This window comes from Rhizobium sp. BK399, assembly GCF_014194695.1.
Classification (GTDB): domain Bacteria; phylum Pseudomonadota; class Alphaproteobacteria; order Rhizobiales; family Rhizobiaceae; genus Rhizobium.
In genome coordinates, this window is the sequence record NZ_JACIAH010000016.1 from 85740 (window position 1) to 103118 (window position 17379).

Genomic DNA, 17379 nt, shown 5'->3' on the forward strand with positions numbered 1-17379 from the left:
TGTTGCTCACGCTTCGATGGTTTCAGCGCGCTTGGCCTCAATCTGGCCGATCGCATCGACGACGGCGTCGAAGGTCAGCATCGTCGAGGCATGTCGCGCCTTGTAATCCTTCACCGGGCGGAGATAGCGCATGTCCTCGAACCGGCCTTCCGGCCCCTCGCCGTCCGCCTTCAGCATCGCCAGCATGTCCTCGCGCGCCTTGCGTAGTTCCGTCGTATTGGCGCCGATGACATGGCGGGCCATGATCGAGGAGGACGCTTGGCCGAGTGCGCAGGCTTTGACGTCGTGGGCAAATCCGCTCACGGTATCGCCATCCATCTTCAGCCAAATCTTGACCTTGGAACCGCAAAGCTTGGAGTGCGCCTGGGCGCTGGCGTCCGCATCCGGTAGATTGCCGATCAGCGGAATATTGCCCGCAAATTCGAGAATTTTGCTGTTGTAGATGTCGTCCATCGTGGATTCCGCTCCAGAATTCATGCGGATCGGCGCCTCAAAGCTCATTGTAGCACAAAAGAAAAACACAGCGTGTCGTGCCGGGAGACTTACATACAGATGCCGTTTTCCTATATGTATGTCGTTCGAAGGCCAGAAAATTGCAATGGCCTCGGCTAAGTTTGATTGGGAAACCGTGCCGGAAGGGCCGCAAACAAAGCCCTGAAAGCCCCGGAGCCTGCCAAAGGTGCATGAATTCCCTTGAGTGGAATTGCCAGTGGCTAGTCCGAAAGACGATCCGTAAAGCGGATCAGGAGACTGTTACATATGGACGCCATCATCAAGAATTTTCCGCAGACCCCCGCCGATCTCGATGCCGATCGGCCCAGCCAGAAAGAGGCTGAGGACGCCGTTCGCACGCTCCTGCGTTGGGCAGGTGACGATCCATCGCGTGAAGGCTTGCTCGACACACCGTCGCGTGTGGCCAAAGCCTATCGTGAGCTGTTTGCCGGCTATGATATGGACCCCGAAGATGTGCTTGGCCGCACGTTCGAAGAAGTTGCCGGCTACGACGACATGGTCCTGGTGAAGGACATTCCGTTCTTCTCGCACTGCGAACACCATATGGTGCCCATCATTGGCAAGGCGCATGTCGCCTACATGCCGGACGGCAAGGTGCTCGGCCTGTCGAAGATCGCGCGTGTCGTTGAGATCTACGGCCGTCGCCTGCAAACGCAGGAAACCATGACCGCCCAAATCGCAAAAGCGATCGATGAAACGCTCGCTCCGCGCGGTGTTGCGGTGATGATCGAAGCCGAACATATGTGCATGGCCATGCGCGGTGTGCAAAAGCAGGGCTCCACCACATTGACGACAACATTTACCGGAACGTTTAAAACTGAGCCGGCTGATCAAGCCCGATTCATGTCTCTGGTCCGGAGCCGCTGAATACGGCTTCATCTAAGAAAGCCGCGATGATGCCCTTTGCGTTCAATGCACCGTCCGACGATAAATCAGAACTCGAGGACGCCGGCGACTTCACGCCGCGGTTCGATGATCGCGGCCTGATCACCGCGATCGTCACCGACGCCAACGATGGCGAACTGCTGATGGTTGCGCATATGAATGCGCAGGCCCTCGCCCTGACCATCCAGAGCGGCAAAGCGCATTACTTCAGCCGCTCGCGTGGCAAGCTCTGGATCAAGGGCGAGACGTCTGGAAACACCCAGATGGTCAAGGAAATCCGTACGGATTGCGATCAGGATGCCATCTGGCTGAAGGTTGAGGTCGCTGGCCATGACGCGACCTGTCACACTGGCCGGCGGTCGTGTTTCTATAGGACCGTGAACCTCGAAGACGGAAAGCCGATGCTCGAAATCGTCGACGACGAGCTCCAGTTCGACCCGACCGAAGTCTATGGAAAAGAGACATAAAAGCAGGCAATTGCCTCTTATTGGGCCAAAATCTACGCCTATATACGAATTGGAAAGGGACGCGGGACACTAATATAGTTCGTTTTTAATTGTTTGCCGGGAGGGAGACGAGCCATGCTGAATTGGGGTTTGTACCGCCAAAGCTCCGAAGCGGGCGCGTCCAATGCCAGCAGCCCGACCGCGCCAGACATGAATACTCCTCTCGCTCCTGCGCCCGCACCTGCCCCAAAGAGAACAAAGCTTGCCCTTGCATTGGGCGGAGGCGCCGCGCGCGGCTGGGCCCATATAGGTGTCCTGCGCGCCCTCGATGAGGAAGGTATCGAGATCGGCATGGTTGCCGGAACTTCCATCGGTGCCCTGGTTGGCGGCTGCTATCTCGCCGGCAAACTCGATGAGCTCGAAGCGTTCGCCCGTTCGCTGACGATGCGCCGGATTGCCAGCCTGCTTGACCTGACCATCGGCGGCAGCGGCTTGTTTGGCGGCATGCGGCTGACGAAGCGGATGCAGGAGCATCTGGAAGGGCTGAATGTCGAAGATCTGGACCGGCCGTTCGTCGCCGTTGCCGCTGAAGTCAACACCGGCCACGAGGTCTGGATTGCCAATGGCTCGTTGATCACGGCGCTTCGCGCCTCCTATGCACTACCGGGTATTTTCGAGCCAGTACGCAGCAACCAACGAACCCTCGTCGACGGTGCGTTGGTCAATCCGGTGCCCGTTTCCGTATGCCGCGCTTATGAGCAGCCGCTTGTGGTCGCCGTCAACCTGAACTACGATCTCTACGGTCGATCGGCGGTCGTCAGACACAACGCCACGCTCTCGCCGTCCGAGGTCCAGCGGCGCGAAGAGGCGCCTTACGCCAAGCTCGGCATGACCGGCGTAATGGTGCAGGCCTTTAACATCATCCAGGACAGGATTGCGCGGGCCCGCTTGGCGGGCGACCCGCCGGATATCTCGATTCAGCCGCGCCTTGGCGATATCGGTCTCTCGGAATTCCATCGCGCCGGCGAAGCCATCGAGCGCGGCTACGAGGAAGCCAAGCTGAGGCTTCCCGAATTGAAACGGATGCAGGAACTATTCGCCGGCTCCCTCTAGGGGCCGGCGACGCGTTCAACCGGCGATGTAGGCCTTGATCTGCTCGGCTTCCAGTTCGACCTCCGCGATGCGTGTCTTCACGACGTCACCGATCGAGATGATACCGACGAGCTTGCCGTTGGTTTCAACGGGAACGTGACGGAAGCGGCGACTGGTCATTAGCCCCATCAGGTCGTTCACGGTCGAATCTTCATGGCACCGATAAACCTTTGCGGTCATCAACGATGCAACCGGCTGATCGAGACAGGCTGCTCCCGCCCTAGCGATCGCGTGAACCACGTCGCGCTCGGTAAAAATCCCGGAAATCTTGTTTTCCATCCCGACGATGACGATAGCGCCAATCTTCTTCTTGCTGAGAATCACGGCAGCTTCGGAAACGGTTGTATGCGGACCGGCGGTCACCACATCCCTGCCCTTTGCGTCGAGTATGGCTTTGACTGTATTGGACATTTTGAACCTCCTATGTCGAAAGTGAAGCACTTCTACTGATCACAGGCATCCGCAGCGGTTTACTCCTCCCATCGCGGATCAGTTCGAATGGTGCACTCCAACTCTCAAGATTGCAATATATCCGATGTCTCTGAAATTGTCGGTTTCTCGGGCGGTTCCCGGTCAAAAAGACCGAAGAGAGCGAAGCCAAAAATGAACCCTCCGATGTGAGCGTCCCAGGCGATTGCCTGCGATCCGTCACCGATCAGCGGGACGCCGACCGCAATCAGCAGGTTGCCGACGAACCAAAAGAGAATGAATGCAACGACCGTGCGGCTGCGAAACGCGTCGCGTATCGAAAGACGTGTATTGAGATGCGCTGGCGGGGCGATCCGCCGTTCGGGTGGGAAAGCGAAGCGGCAGGCAGCGCCCATTAGGCCAGACACGACCCCGGACGCGCCGATCAGCAGCGTAGCCGCGCCCCAATTTAGGACGGCATGGAGAGCGGCTGACGCGATCGCCGATAGCACCCAGAAAACAATGAAACGAGACGTACCAATTCGCCGCGCCACCGGTGTGCCGAAGGCCATGAGCCATAGTCCGTTGAAAACGATGTGCTCGATGCTGCCGTGAAGGAGTGAATAGGTGATCGGCGTCCAGAAAAGCTGAGGTCCCTGCTCGGACAACGGCGTGATGTAGCGCAACGGAATGAACCCGAAATTGAAGAACAGCCAGTCGAGACCACCGCCGGACAGAAGAAGTGATTGAACAGCGTAAATCAGCCCCAGGAGCGCAAGCGCTGTGAGCACCGGACCGGGAAGATTGAAGATCGGTGCCGGCGGCGGTGTTGCCGGGGGCTCCATCGCCGCTTGCGGCTCGACCGAGTGCTCGTTCATCTTCGTCCTCGCTTGAATTGCGGCACAGCCTTACAGGACGGCAAGTCAAAAAAAAAGCCGTCCGGCAAAGACCGGACGGCCCTCGAGCGTTCCGAGAATGCCTCGGCGCCTGACAGTCTGTGCTGAACTTCCCGAAGACAGGAAGCGATGGGCAAAGACTGCCATGGGACAGCTCCCCGCTCAATCGAAACCCTTCTTTAACCTTAACTGCTGCGAGTTGGCATGAAATACGCACCGCGTCCCAGTACAAGGCCATGACGGCCGTATTCTGATTTGAAATGAAACAGCCGGTGCCACAATGCGTATCAAAACAACGATCGACCTATTCGAATATTGGAATCGCATCCGCGGTCGTGACTTGGCGCCACTGCGGTCGCAGGTTGAACCGACGGATTTGCGACAGATTCTTTCAAGTGTGTTTCTGCTCGAAGCCAGCGAAACGGGACAGATCGCCTTCCGTCTTGCCGGAACGCGCATCTGCGACCTCTTTGGACGTGATCTCGGAGGGACCGCGTTTTCAGACCTCTGGACGCATGGGAGTGACGATATCGAGCATATTGCTGCTGGCGTTATGGCGCACGCAATCCCCACGCTGATCAACGCCACAGGTTTCACCACGGCCGGCCATAGTGCCTGCTTTGAAATAATCCTGCTGCCGCTGCGCTCCGAGGGCGCCGAATGCGATAAGCTGTTGGGCGCGATCGCTCCCGCGGTCGCGGCAACGTGGCTGGAAGTCGTGCCGTTGCAGTTCCTTGCTCTTGATCGCAGCCGATTGCTGCACGAGCGGCTCGGCAACGAGGACGAGCGTGATGAAACGGAGTTTGACGATGAGCGTCCGCAGTTCCCGCGTCCGCCATCGATTGCCGATACGATGCGCCGCGTCATGTCGGGCCTATTTGCTGAGCCCGACGCGCCCGCCGTCTCGATTCGACACAACCGGTTGGGTGCATAGGGGACGAACCTGAACAACCTTCTGTTAAGGGATTGCGGGTAAAGATCGGCTGGTAGTATTTCATGAAGAAGCCCTTTGATGCACGCGTTCCAGCAAGTTCAAACTCAACGGACTGCGCCTCGCCTCGAACAAGGTGCCTTTCAACGCGTGCCCATCAACATGCAGGGCCGGCTGATGCTGGCGAACTACGAGGAGTATGAGTGCCTCGTGGTCGACATGTCGCCGGGCGATATGTACGTGACTTGCCAGGGACGTCCCCGTGCCAACGAGCGTGTCGTTGCTTACATCGATCACCTGGGCCGCGTCGAAGGCTATGTGCAGACGGTTGATGGTCGCGGTTTCTCGATGTCGATCCATGCAACCGAACGCAAGCGCGAGAAACTTGCGGCGCAACTCACCTGGCTGGCCAATAAGCACGAACTCGGCCTTCCCGAGGACCGTCGTCACGACCGCCTGACGCCGCGCGAGACCAAAACCGAGATCACCTTGGAAGACGGTGCGCGTTACGAATGCCGAATTATGGACTTGTCGCTCTCGGGCGCCGCAGTCGATCTCGACGTCCGTCCGCCGATCGGCACCCCGCTCCGCCTCGGCAATATGCGTGGCCGCGTTGTCCGCCATTTCGTGGAAGGGGTCGCGATCGAGTTTCTGTCGCTTCAGTCGCGGGAAACACTTCGCGAATTTCTCTGATCGCCGTCACAGGCGCGTCGTGCATGGGGCTACCGAATTGGGTGGCGCATGACGATTCTCTATCCTGAAAAAGAGCCTTACGAGCGCGGCTTTCTCGATATGGGCGCCGGGCAGCAACTCTATTGGGAGGCTTGCGGCAATCCGGATGGAGCTCCCGCTCTCTACCTGCACGGCGGCCCTGGCTCCGGTTGCTCGACATCCGCTCGCCGCTATTTTTGATCCTTCGGTCTACCGGATCATCCTCTTCGATCAGCGCAATTGCGGCCGAAGCCTCCCGAATGCCACCGATATGGCAGATACGTTCGTGACAGCATGGGAACTGTCGAGGGCTTGGCCGGAGAGTCGGCTCGTTATCGCAGAAGATGCCGCGCATTCGGTGTCGTAAGACAGTTTGGCGCGTGCGATCATCGATGCGACTGACGTTTTTCGCGAAACTCCTCAAAAAATAATTTGCTTCCTAACTCGCAACTGGCGGCCAATTTGCCGATTTCCAAGCCGTTTTGGTGGTCTCAGCCGAGACGCGTGCCAGTGCCGCCGCCCATGCGAATGGTAAACAAAGGTTTCCCGAAATTCGGGATTGGGCTGCCGCGTTAACAACTTGTCCCAATATGCGCCCTTAGACCGCCCGACATCTTTTCGAGAAACCGACAATTTGAATCAAAATTGGCGCGAATGTCCTTCAAACTTTAGCGGCATTTGATCTTGTTTTTAGTCGATTTCTCCGCGTGTTTGAATCAACTAAGCCTTTAATTTGACTGCGTAATTTTGCGCAGGGTAAAAACGTCTGTGTCAAGTTCTCCTCACAACGGGGAGACGATAAATGACGGTAACAACTTTCATCAAAGGCGGTCTGGTCGCTGCTGCGATGCTGATCGCGACGGTGGGTTCGGGACAAGCGAGCCCCCTAAACATGACGGTTGTCGGCAACGCGAGCCCGCCGATCGGCGCCTATCAATTCTGCAAGGAACTGCCCGCCGATTGTGCGAACGCCGCCGGCGATCAAGGCGAGCTCCTTCTGACGGAAGAGCGCTGGAAGAAAATTCTCAAGGTAAACTACCAGGTCAATTCGTCGATCTCGCCGTTGACCGACAAGGAAATCTACGGGGTCGAGGAGCGCTGGGCCTATCCTCGTTCGGTTGGTGATTGTGAGGACTATGCGCTGCTGAAGCGCAAGATGTTGATCGATGCCGGCTTCTCGCCTTCCGATTTGCTGATGACCGTCGTCCTGCAGCCAAATGGCGAAGGCCATGCAGTGCTGACCGTCCGCACGGATCGTGGCGATTTCATCCTCGATAACATGCGCAACAAGGTCATGCTTTGGGCAGACACCGAATACACCTACCTCAAGCGCCAGTCCGCCGACGATCCGGCCCGTTGGGTCAAGCTGCAGGACGGCCGCGCCGTGGCAGTCGGCAGCGTCAAGTAAACGCCACATCGCCGGATTGCCGGCCACACACATGCGGCCCCGGTCGTCCCCGCATCCCCGTCCCTGACCGGCGCTGTAGAGCCGCTCCCGCTGTCCCGGGAGCGGTTCTTTTTTGCTGCGTCCAAACGGGCTATTTAATTGTTCGTTAACTGTGGCTGCCGGATCATAGGCAAAATCACCATAGGCACCGACGGCTCCTGTTTTTATCGCGGCGGTCTGACATCCGAAAGCCGCCATGAGCTACCCAGTGCATCGTGCCCACGAGGTCGAGGAATCTCCTCTCCTGTCGACCAGATTCATCGTCCGCGTTACGGTCGCTATTGCCTGCCTTGCAGCATTGACGCTCGTCATCAGTTTCGGGGGGCGCTGGTTCGGCGCCCGTATATCACTCGCCGGCAACACGGACTCAACGGCTCCGATAACTTTGACGATCGGCCGCGATACGCTTCGACTGCCGGAAAACACATTGCGCTTTCCCAGCCAGCGACGCGACGGCCTCTCCGAGCGCGCGGACCTCTACCTCACCTGGCCTGAAATGCAGGGCTACAGCAAGGAGCATCGCGAGCGCTTCGATGATATTGCCCAGTCGTCGGGCCTCATTTTCCTCCAGATCGCGCAAAGCACGATGTCCAAGGACATGTCGGGGCGCCTGGAACCGATCTACTCGCACCTGATCGAGGGCGAGAGCGTGCCCTTCGCCAATGGAATGACGCTACATCACTTGCGAGGTGACGCTGGTTACGCGGACGAGGTTCTGTTGACGGCGCCAAGTGCCGATGCCCCCGCCTATGTCGTGCGCTGCGCCTTGCCGTTGACGCCGCAGACGGCCAGCAGCGGCGATTGCCAGCGCGACATCAGAGTCGGTCGCGATTTAACTGTGCTTTATCGGTTCTCGAGCGCGCATCTGCCTGATTGGGACCATATTGATGCCGCTATTCGCCACTTTGTGGAGGCTCGACTTGTGAACGCTTCTGCAACAGGTCGCTAGAATGATCCGATGCGGCGAAACAAACGATTAATCATAAACGGATTGGTAACCCAGGGCGGATAATTTGCCGAAAGAAGGATCGTGCCAGGAGGGTGGGCGATCTCTCTAATATCCGAAATGCAAGCGAAGAGTAGAATAGTGCCAAGGTCAGTCTCCTCCGTATCCCCATCGCGATCCCGCAACTTCCTGATAAGGGCGATCACGGCGCTGTCTCTCGCTGCCGCTGTCGTCATGGCCGACTCGATCGACGCCGATGCGGAGGCTGCCAACTCGAAATATGCTGGCATCGTCGTTGATGCGAAGACCGGCAACGTTCTCTACAGCGAGAACGCGGATCGCCTGCAGTATCCGGCATCCCTCACCAAGATGATGACCCTCTATCTGACCTTCGAGGCGTTGGAGCAGGGTCGCATTCGCCTGGACACTTCTGTTCCCTTCTCCGCACATGCTTCCGCCCAGGCGCCGACGAAACTTGGTGTGCGCCCCGGTGGCACGATTACCGTCGAGCAGGCGATTCTCGGCCTTGTCACGCTTTCGGCCAACGATGCCTCCACGGCTCTCGGCGAGCTGCTAGCCGGTTCGGAAGATCGCTTCGCGCAGGTGATGACCGCCAAGGCGCATGCGCTCGGTATGACGCGCACGACCTACCGCAATGCCAATGGCCTGCCGAATACCGCACAGATGACGACGGCGCGTGACCAAGCTCGACTCGGTATCGCTCTTCGGCAGCATTTTCCGCAGTACTACGGCTATTTCTCCACGCAGAGCTTTAAGTTCGGCAGCCGCGTTATCCGTAGCCATAACCGCCTTGTTGGCTCCGTGCGCGGCGTCGATGGCATCAAGACTGGCTATACCCGCGCGGCCGGCTTTAATCTGGTGAGTTCCGTTCAAGTCGATGGCAAATCGATCGTTGGCGTTGTTCTCGGCGGCGCTTCGACCCCTGCCCGTGACAACCAGATGCGCAAGTTGATCGCAGCCTATCTGCCGAAGGCCTCAAGCCGTGGCGGTTCCTCGGACCTGATCGCCCGGTCCGCGCCGCAACCGGCAGCGCCTGTCGCCGAAACGCGCGTCGCATCGGCTGCGCCAGAAGTCACCCTGCCGCGCACGGCGCCGGCCCCGGATACCCGCTATCAGCCAGCATCTGCGCAGGTCGCTTATGCAGACGTCGCCAAGTCCAAGTCCGACAACCCGCTGCTCCAGCAGGAAATGCCGGCGCCGACGAAGGTCAAGACGCAGGCGATCAAGCACGCCTCTGCGGCCACGCCGACGCCTGCGCCCGCCTACGTGCCGCCTGAGCAGGGTGATACCTCTGTCGACGAGTTGACGACCGCTTCGACCAAGGAGCCGCAGCTTGCCGGCTGGGCCGTCCAGATCGGTGTGTCTGCCAGCAAGGAAGGCGCCATGGATCTGCTCGACAGCGCCAAGGACAAGGCTGGCAAGGCTCTGCGCTCCGCCAAGCCTATCGCAGTCGCAAATGCAGGAAGTTATCGCGCCCGCTTCGGCGGCTTCGATGACCAGCGCTCTGCAGTAAACGCCTGCAACGCGCTGAAGCGTGCCGGTGTGAAGTGCTGGGCCACGGCCCAATGATCAAAGAACTGCCGCCTGATATTACAGGCGGCAGTCCAAAGCGTCGTGATCGGTGTGTTTGATCCGACGGAGTTCTGAGACTCGGTTTGTAATGCGTACGAGGATGAGAATGGCGATCAACGAGAATGTTCCGGAGTTTCCGCCACATGGTCGGGTAACCGGCAAGAATCCGCGAGCCGGTTTGCACCCACTGCACGAGGCTGCCTTGCGACTGGCAGAAGTTGGGTTGCAGCGGCAGAAGCCGAAATCGGCAAAGACCAAGGACCTGATCAATCTGTTGCTGTGCCACGGCGCGCGAGCATGGCGTTGCTCGCAGGCGGAAGCCAGTATCCACCTTCACGTCACCTGCCCTGAAGGGCGGTCGCCGGTTACGCTGCGCCTGCGCTGATAGTCAGAGTAGGCCGAGTTCAGAGAGTTCGCGGCGAAGGTCCGCGGGCATTTCGGCAATCCCCTCTCCGAGGCTGTTCAGATCGCGCGGTACATCGTCCTGCGGATAATAGCGCCAGCCTTGGAACGCACGCTTCGGCTGTACCGCCGTTTCGATGACTTCGGGCCCCAGCACAAGATGGCAACGTGAGATTCCCTCGCCATCTGTAAAAGTCTGGATGTCGAGAAGTTTCTGGCGCGCCTGAACTTGCCCCTTTATCACCCAGTAGAGCGAACCGCCGTCGAGCAGTTCCTCGACGCGCTTCGGGACCATCCTCGTCGTATGCACGGAATGCGGCTCCAGCCCGGCCGCAATCGCCCTGAGAGAGCGTTCGGCGACCCATTCACGCAGATCGTCGATCGAGTCCGCGCCGACACACAGTTTGATGAGATGCAATGCCATGCCGCCGTTGAAGTCCTTTTATCAGGCAGCGTCAAGCGGCAAGTCGCATGTCCACAAAGTCAACACTCCACGACATTGACAGCAAGCCCGCCGGTGGATGTCTCCTTGTACTTCTCGCTCATGTCGTTGCCCGTCTGCCGCATGGTTTCGATGCACGCGTCGAGCGGAACGAAGTGCTTGCCGTCGCCTTTGATCGCAAGCGAGGCGGCTGTGACCGCCTTGACCGCGCCGAGGGCATTTCGTTCGATACAGGGAACCTGCACGAGGCCCGCGACCGGATCGCAGCTCATGCCGAGATGATGTTCCAGCGCTATTTCGGCGGCGTTCTCGATCTGCTCTGGCGTGCCGCCCATGACCGCAGCAAGACCGGCAGCCGCCATGGCGGCCGCAGAGCCTACTTCGCCCTGACAGCCGACCTCGGCGCCGGAGATCGAGGCGTTGTGCTTGATGATCCCACCGACCGCCGCCGCGGTCAGCAGGTAGTCGCGGATGCCGTTCTGGTCCCAATCATCGTGAAAATGCTCGTAGTAGCGGATCGTTGCTGGAATGACGCCGGCAGCACCGTTCGTCGGAGCGGTCACGACGCGGCCGCCGGCAGCATTCTCCTCGTTGACGGCCATGGCGTAGACACTCAGCCAATCGTTCGCGAGCAGCGGGTTGATGCGGTTGCTGCGCCATTCCTCCTGCAGCTTGTCGTGGATCGAGCGAGCGCGGCGGCGAACGTTCAGCCCGCCTGGCATGATGCCATCGACCTTGAGGCCGCGTTCGATGCAGGAGCGCATTGCTTCCCAGATCCGATCAAGACCTGCGTCCAGTTCCTCGCGGCTGCGTTCCGTTTCCTCATTGGCGCGCTTCATCTGGGCGATCGAGAGGCCGGAACGCGCGGCCATGTCGAGCATCTGCTTGGCCGAAGAGAAAGGATACGGGACCTTCAGCGAATCGGAGGGTGTCTTCTTCTTCGCGCGCATCTGCTCGAGTTCGGTGTCAGTCACGACGAAGCCGCCGCCGACGGAATAATAGATACGCTTGATCAGCATCCGACCGTCCTTGTCGAAAGCGGAAAGCGACATGCCGTTGGCGTGGCCCGGCAACGGCTGCTTCTTGTCGAAAACCAGGTCGGTCTTCGGCTGAAAGCCATAGCTCGGATGCCCGGGCGGCGAGATGCGGCCGGAGCGCTCCACCTGGCTGATGATGCCGTCCATCTTGTCCGGATCGACGCTGTCAGGCTGCTCGCCCATCAGGCCGAGGATGACGGCCCTGCCCGTCCCGTGTCCGATCCCGGTATGCGCTAGCGAACCGTGCAGGCTGACCTTTATGGACGCGACCTGGGCGCCAGAAGTCGGGCGCGGCCAGTCGTTCGACAGAATGAGATCAAGGAATCGGTTGGCGGCAGTCATCGGACCCATCGTGTGCGAACTGGAGGGCCCGACACCGATCTTGAAGACGTCGAAAACGGAAAGGAACATGACTGCGTCCTGTTAAGTTGCTGCGCAAACCTACGCTACCGGCTCTCACGATCCCTGCGATGGACCGACATGGCATTTCACGCGTGCGACATCTGTAAAACGAAGTGCTGCCACTTGCCAGTCATTGCGACGTGCGCCCGCATCTGTAGAGTGGCGCGGCGACGGGAGCCTGATTCAATATAATGATGACGACAGCGGATTACATTGCACTGGTCTTCTTTGCAGCAATCTGGTTCGGCTATGCGCGCCTGCTGCACAGCTCGAGCTTCTTCGGCAGAACTAGCCTCACCCATGCCATGCGGGAACGCCGGCGCGAGTGGATCTACAATTCGCTGCGGCGCGATTTGAAGATGATCGACACCCAGATCATGGCCGGCCTGCAGAATGGCACCGCATTCTTTGCATCGACGTCGATTTTCGCCATCGGCAGCTGCTTTGCCCTGCTGGGCGCCACGGAAAAGGTTGATGCCGTCTTCGCCGACTTGCCCTACGTCTTTCATAGCGGGCATGCCGTCTTTGAAATGAAGGTCGGCGGCCTGGCAGCGCTTTTCGGCTATGCCTTTTTCAAGTTTGGTTGGTCGTATCGCCTATTTAACTATTGCACGATCCTTTTTGGTTCGATTCCGATGATGCGTGACACCGAACAGGATGTAGTTGCCGCCGAGCGGGCGGCGGAACGCGTCATCCGGATGAACATCATTGCAGCAGGCCATTTCAACGAAGGGCTGCGCGCCATCTTCTTATCGATTGGCTACCTCGGCTGGTTCATCAACCCCTATGTCTTCATGCTGACGACAACGATCGTGATTGTCGTGCTGACGAGGCGGCAGTTTTTCTCCGAGGCGCGGCTGGCGATCATGGACGTCCAACCGCCATCAAATCTCCACCTTTCTCCTGTGCCCCGCGCCAAGCCGTCTACCGATGGCAGCGACTCATCTGAGGGACTGTGAATGACCGCTTTGGCAACGGAAACACATGTGAGCGTCAGGCCGCCTCGCATCGGCTTGCTGGATGCAGCGCGCGGTGTCGCCCTGCTGGCAATGGCGACCTACCATTTTACCTGGGATATGGAGTTCATGGGCTACCTCGCCCCAGGTACAGCTGAGACCGGCTGGCTGAAGCTCTATGCCCGCGCCATCGCATCGACCTTCCTGTTCATTGTCGGCGTCAGCCTGGTCCTCGCAAACACGCCAGCGATCCGCTGGCGGTCGTTCTGGAAGCGGCTTGCAATGATCGCCGCCGCAGCGCTTGCGATTTCAGTGGTGACGTGGTTCGTCTTCCCCGGCGAATGGATCTTCTTCGGCATCCTCCATTGCATCGCAGTCCTAAGCCTGCTCGGGCTTGTCTTCTTGCGTCTGCCCTTGCCTGTCACCATCGCCGCGACCGCCGCTGTTGCCGCGGCATGGGTTGTTGATACATGGGTCGCGCCGGATCTGTTGCGCTCGCCGATCTTCAATCCGCGCTACCTTGCCTGGATCGGCTTGGCGGAGATGCCGCAAAGATCGAACGACTTTGTCCCGATCTTCCCCTGGGCGGTTTCTTTCTTGCTTGGCATGACAGCGACTCTGATTGCCGTGAGGACGGGGCTGCTCGAGAGGCTTGCCAAGCTTGGCGCGGGTTCAAGCCTGACGGCAAAGGTTGGGCGTCATAGCCTCGCCTTCTACCTTATTCATCAGCCGGTGTTGATCGCGGTCGCCTACGGGCTATCCCTAATTGTTCCGCCTGCTAAGCCGGACCCGGTCGAAACCTACCTGAGGCAATGCAATGCCTCTTGCATGATGCAGGAAGGCGAAGCGCTATGCCGCAGCTTCTGCCAGTGCACCCTTGATGCGCTACAGGCGCAATACCTCTTCACGGAATTCCAGTCTGGCGCTGTCAAGCCGGATGACGGGCGGATCATGGCGCTTGCCAGCGAGTGCAGCGCCAACACCCAATAATCAGGTGCCGACGCCGATGTCCGCCAGCCGACCGAGGCATGCCTCTTCAATATTGTCGAGTTCGGCGAGGGTATCGTCGATATCCTTGCGCTTCTGGCGCAGATCTTCGCGTTTCTCGTCAACGCGTTTCATCAAGAGCTTCAACTGACCGAGCTCGCCGGGTGGCTCTTTGTAGACCTGGATGATCTCGCGGATTTCCGCGATCGTGAAACCGATGCGCCGGCCACGGAGGATTTCCTGGATCAGACGCCGATCCGCCGGACGGAACAGTCGCGTGCGTCCGCGTCGCTCCGGATGGATCAATCCTTCGTCTTCGTAGAACCGAAGCGTACGTGTCGATACACCAAACTCGCGCGTCAACTCGGTTATGCTATAGTATTTGCTGACCGGCATAGGTTCCCCACCATTGAAGAACCGATAATATTGACTTTTACGTAATAGTCAATTTCTGCAGGCGAATTCGAGCCGGCTAAATTCCGAACCACCATGTCGCGATGCCGAGAAACGCAAAAAAGCCTGTGCAATCGGTGACGGTTGTGACGAAAACAGAGGACGCGATGGCGGGATCTGCGCCGACTTTATCCAATAGCAACGGCAACAGAATTCCGGCAAGCGCCGCCGCAAAGAGATTAATAACCATCGCCGCGCCGATCACGAAGCCTAGCTGGTAGTCGTGGAACCAAGTAGCGGCAATCGCACCCATGATGACGGAGAAGAGCGCGCCGTTGGCGACGCCGACCCCCGCCTCTCTACGAATAATGCGGCCGGCATTGTAGATGTCGATGTCGCCGGTCGCCAAGGCGCGGACGGTGACCGTCATCGTCTGTGTTCCCGCATTGCCACCCATGGATGCAACGATCGGCATCAGCACGGCCAGCGCGATCATCTTCTCGATCGATTCGTCGAACAGTCCAATGACGCTTGCCGACAACAGCGCTGTCCCGAGATTGATCACCAGCCAGAGAAAGCGCGAGCGCACCGTCGAGAAGACATTGTCGGACAGTTCTTCGTCGCCGACGCCGCCGAGGCGCTTGATATCTTCGTCTGCCTCCTCGTGGATGACGTCAACGACGTCGTCGATCGTGAGGACGCCGACCAGCCTGTCGTTCTCGTCGACGACAGCGGCAGATAGAAGGTCGTACTGTTCGAAAAGCTGGGCGGCTTCTTCCTGGTCCATCTCTGCGGGAATCGGATGGTTCGTCTCCCGCATGATGGATTCGATCTTGGTTTGCCGCTTTGTGCGCAGGATCTTGTCCAGATCGACGGCACCCAACAACTTGAATGTCGGGTCGATAACGAAGATCTGCGAGAAGGAGTACGGCAGGTCCTCCTCGTCGCGCATGTAGTCGATCGTCTGGCCGACCGTCCAAAACGGCGGAACAGCGACGAATTCGGTCTGCATGCGGCGCCCAGCCGAGCTTTCGGGGTAGTCAAGTGCGCGCCGCAAGCGCACCCGTTCGGTAAACGGCAGCTGCGCAAGGATTTCTTCCCGGTCCTCGGTGTCGAGGTCCTCGAGAATGTAAACAGCGTCGTCCGAATCGAGTTCACCGATTGCCGCGGCGATCTGCTCGTTCGGCATCTGGTCGACGATCTCGCGACGAATCGTTTCGTCGACCTCCGTCAGCGCCGTCATGTCGAATTCGTCGCCAAGCAGGCGAACGAGCGCAAGTCGTTGGTCGGGCTGCAGCGATTCGAGAAGGTCGCCTATTTCCGATTCGTGCAGGCGCGCGACGTGTTGGCGCAGGAAGATCGTGTCGCGATCGGCGATGGCTGCGCCGACCAGCGCGAGGAAATCGCCACGGACGTTGCCATTTTCATCATAGATGTCGGTTTCGCCGCTATCTGGCCGCGGGCGGACGAGCTCTTCTGCGTCGTTCGTCATGATTTGCCGCCCTCGCATCTCGTTTGAAGTTCAATGACTAAGCGCCGAAGTGTCGAGATTCGTGCTAGCGGAAAGCTAGAGGTCCGTCCAGCCGCAAACGCCTTGCCTGGATGACAATGCGCCTGCGCAACGATAGTTTCCCTGCATCTTGAATGAGGAGCCTTGGCAGTGGCTGTCCGCCCAATATTGCGTTTCCCCGACGTCGGTCTCCGAACCGTTTGCAGGCCTGTCGAGGTTTTCGACCAAAGCCTTCGTGGACTCGCTGATGATCTGCTGGATACGATGCGGGCCGCCCCCGGGGTCGGCATCACCGCTGCCCACATCGGCGTTTTTCTTCGGGTGGTCGTCATCGAGCTCAGCCGCGACGAAGGCATACGCCACTACGTCAATCCTGAAATCAGTTTTGCCTCCGACGAGACGATTCGCCATGTCGAAGGAAGCGTCTCGATGCCTGGTGTGACCGACGAGGTTGTGCGGCCCAAGGCGATTCGCGTTCGCTACCGTGATCTAGCTGGGGCTGAGCAGGAGGAGGATGCGGAGGGATTCCTCGCAGTTTGCATCCAGCACGAGATCGATCAGCTCGACGGCGTCTTCTGGATACAACGTCTGTCGAGACTCAAGCGCGAGCGACTGGTGAAACGGTGGGAGAAGTCGCGTGCGTAGTGGTGGTGCAGAGGAATAAACGATCCCTCTTTGGTTGTGCAAACTTTGCTGAATACCCGCCGTGGCTTAGAAAACAGCGTGCTATCACAAAGCTGTCAAATCGGGTCGCGTATCTGTGATTTCATTTGATAAAGCGGCGCTGCCCACGTGATTTTTCACTCACATTCTTGCCGCAATTCGAGCGCGAAGTCGTCGTTGCCGAGGGTTTGGTATCGTTGTGATTACAACGAAGAATTGAGGAGATATTCCATGCGCTTCAGATTTGCTGCCGCCACTTCCATTCTCGTCCTCGGCCTTGCAGGTGCGGCCTTCGCTCAAACCCAGTACTCGAACGACTACAGCAATGACAGTGACGGCTTCGCGCCCGTCCAGACCACGGCGAAAAAGCCGGTGCACTACGTCAATCGCAAGGCACCTGAATATTCCGACGACTACACGAATGACAGCGACGGTTTTGCGCCGACCCATATGTCGCCGAACGTTGACAGGACGACGACGGCCAGCATCAAGCCCCTGCCCGACTGCGACTACATGAAGACGAACTCCAAGGTGCATACCGCCGGCGGCGATAGCGGGGCATCACATTCCGATGCCTGCCGCGACATCGGTGATAAATAGCGAACCGCAGCAAAGGGCCGGTTGGTTATCCGGCCCTTTGCCACTCACTAAAAGGGTGG

The 17379-nt window shown here is 58.8% G+C and carries 20 protein-coding genes and 1 pseudogene; 14 read left to right on the forward strand and 7 right to left on the reverse strand.

Translation table 11 applies throughout. The features are described from left to right. Window positions 1-6: 6 nt before the first annotated feature. On the reverse strand, window positions 7-453 hold the full coding sequence (locus tag FHT97_RS25055) for an iron-sulfur cluster assembly scaffold protein (RefSeq protein WP_183864596.1): 447 nt from the start codon (window positions 451-453) through the stop codon (window positions 7-9). Window positions 454-759: 306 nt separating this feature from the next. Between FHT97_RS25055 and folE the strand changes: the two genes are divergently transcribed. The 3 genes from folE (at window position 760) to FHT97_RS25070 (ending at window position 2957) form a co-directional block, all read left to right on the forward strand. After that, window positions 760-1380, forward strand: coding sequence for a GTP cyclohydrolase I FolE (gene folE / locus FHT97_RS25060; RefSeq protein WP_183864597.1), 621 nt, complete (start codon window positions 760-762; stop codon window positions 1378-1380). A gap of 26 nt (window positions 1381-1406) precedes the next feature. After that, on the forward strand, window positions 1407-1865 hold the full coding sequence (hisI, locus tag FHT97_RS25065) for a phosphoribosyl-AMP cyclohydrolase (RefSeq protein WP_183864598.1): 459 nt from the start codon (window positions 1407-1409) through the stop codon (window positions 1863-1865). A gap of 114 nt (window positions 1866-1979) precedes the next feature. Further along, complete coding sequence (locus tag FHT97_RS25070) at window positions 1980-2957, forward strand: patatin-like phospholipase family protein (RefSeq protein ID WP_183864599.1); 978 nt, start codon at window positions 1980-1982, stop codon at window positions 2955-2957. A gap of 15 nt (window positions 2958-2972) precedes the next feature. On the opposite strand, the gene FHT97_RS25075 is transcribed toward FHT97_RS25070, so the two are convergent. Then, window positions 2973-3407, reverse strand: coding sequence for a CBS domain-containing protein (locus tag FHT97_RS25075; RefSeq protein WP_183864600.1), 435 nt, complete (start codon window positions 3405-3407; stop codon window positions 2973-2975). 104 nt (window positions 3408-3511) lie between these two features. Continuing rightward, window positions 3512-4282 (reverse strand): rhomboid family intramembrane serine protease, encoded by a 771-nt coding sequence (locus tag FHT97_RS25080; protein WP_183757202.1) that lies wholly within the window; start codon window positions 4280-4282, stop codon window positions 3512-3514. Between the two features lie 298 nt (window positions 4283-4580). Here FHT97_RS25080 and FHT97_RS25085 point away from each other — a divergent pair, with 298 nt between their 5' ends. The 7 genes and pseudogenes from FHT97_RS25085 to FHT97_RS25115 all read left to right on the forward strand — a co-directional run bounded on the left by FHT97_RS25085 (window position 4581) and on the right by FHT97_RS25115 (window position 10313). After that, the gene (locus FHT97_RS25085) at window positions 4581-5234 is read left to right on the forward strand and encodes a PAS domain-containing protein (RefSeq protein ID WP_183864601.1); all 654 of its coding nucleotides are present in this window, start codon (window positions 4581-4583) and stop codon (window positions 5232-5234) included. 78 nt (window positions 5235-5312) lie between these two features. Further along, window positions 5313-5924, forward strand: a complete 612-nt coding sequence (locus FHT97_RS25090) for a PilZ domain-containing protein (protein WP_114712739.1) — start codon at window positions 5313-5315, stop codon at window positions 5922-5924. A 48-nt stretch (window positions 5925-5972) separates the two neighbouring features. Continuing rightward, window positions 5973-6213, forward strand: a pseudogene (locus tag FHT97_RS25095) (prolyl aminopeptidase); the annotation flags it as partial. 531 nt (window positions 6214-6744) lie between these two features. After that, a complete protein-coding gene (locus FHT97_RS25100) occupies window positions 6745-7350 on the forward strand; it encodes a transglutaminase-like cysteine peptidase (protein ID WP_183864602.1) in 606 nt (201 codons plus the stop codon). Between the two features lie 235 nt (window positions 7351-7585). Further along, entirely contained in the window at window positions 7586-8338 is a 753-nt protein-coding gene (locus FHT97_RS25105; protein WP_183757199.1) for a hypothetical protein, read from the forward strand. 117 nt (window positions 8339-8455) lie between these two features. Beyond that, the gene (locus FHT97_RS25110; RefSeq protein WP_183864603.1) at window positions 8456-9925 is read left to right on the forward strand and encodes a serine hydrolase; all 1470 of its coding nucleotides are present in this window, start codon (window positions 8456-8458) and stop codon (window positions 9923-9925) included. A 109-nt stretch (window positions 9926-10034) separates the two neighbouring features. Beyond that, window positions 10035-10313, forward strand: coding sequence for a hypothetical protein (locus tag FHT97_RS25115; RefSeq protein ID WP_016554038.1), 279 nt, complete (start codon window positions 10035-10037; stop codon window positions 10311-10313). Between the two features lie 3 nt (window positions 10314-10316). Here the strand turns inward: FHT97_RS25115 and FHT97_RS25120 are convergent, their stop codons facing one another. Further along, window positions 10317-10754, reverse strand: coding sequence for a DUF1489 family protein (locus tag FHT97_RS25120; protein WP_016554039.1), 438 nt, complete (start codon window positions 10752-10754; stop codon window positions 10317-10319). 59 nt (window positions 10755-10813) lie between these two features. Then, window positions 10814-12220: an L-serine ammonia-lyase gene (locus FHT97_RS25125; RefSeq protein WP_183864604.1), complete on the reverse strand. Its 1407-nt coding sequence runs from the start codon at window positions 12218-12220 to the stop codon at window positions 10814-10816. Window positions 12221-12405: 185 nt separating this feature from the next. On the opposite strand from FHT97_RS25125, the gene FHT97_RS25130 reads away from it, so the two are divergent. Next, complete coding sequence (locus FHT97_RS25130; RefSeq protein WP_183864628.1) at window positions 12406-13170, forward strand: DUF599 family protein; 765 nt, start codon at window positions 12406-12408, stop codon at window positions 13168-13170. Beyond that, complete coding sequence (locus FHT97_RS25135) at window positions 13171-14157, forward strand: DUF1624 domain-containing protein (protein WP_183864605.1); 987 nt, start codon at window positions 13171-13173, stop codon at window positions 14155-14157. Here FHT97_RS25135 and FHT97_RS25140 read toward each other — a convergent pair whose 3' ends face one another. Next, on the reverse strand, window positions 14158-14550 hold the full coding sequence (locus tag FHT97_RS25140; protein ID WP_016554043.1) for a MerR family DNA-binding transcriptional regulator: 393 nt from the start codon (window positions 14548-14550) through the stop codon (window positions 14158-14160). It abuts the gene before it with no gap. A gap of 76 nt (window positions 14551-14626) precedes the next feature. Continuing rightward, window positions 14627-16042: a magnesium transporter gene (gene mgtE / locus FHT97_RS25145; RefSeq protein ID WP_183864629.1), complete on the reverse strand. Its 1416-nt coding sequence runs from the start codon at window positions 16040-16042 to the stop codon at window positions 14627-14629. A 165-nt stretch (window positions 16043-16207) separates the two neighbouring features. Between mgtE and FHT97_RS25150 the strand changes: the two genes are divergently transcribed. Together FHT97_RS25150 and FHT97_RS25155 are read left to right on the forward strand one after the other, a co-directional pair. Continuing rightward, entirely contained in the window at window positions 16208-16702 is a 495-nt protein-coding gene (locus FHT97_RS25150; protein ID WP_183864606.1) for a peptide deformylase, read from the forward strand. A 249-nt stretch (window positions 16703-16951) separates the two neighbouring features. Next, window positions 16952-17320 carry a hypothetical protein gene (locus FHT97_RS25155; protein ID WP_183864607.1) on the forward strand — a complete coding sequence of 123 codons (369 nt, stop codon included), beginning with the start codon at window positions 16952-16954 and terminating at the stop codon, window positions 17318-17320. Window positions 17321-17379 lie beyond the last annotated feature (59 nt).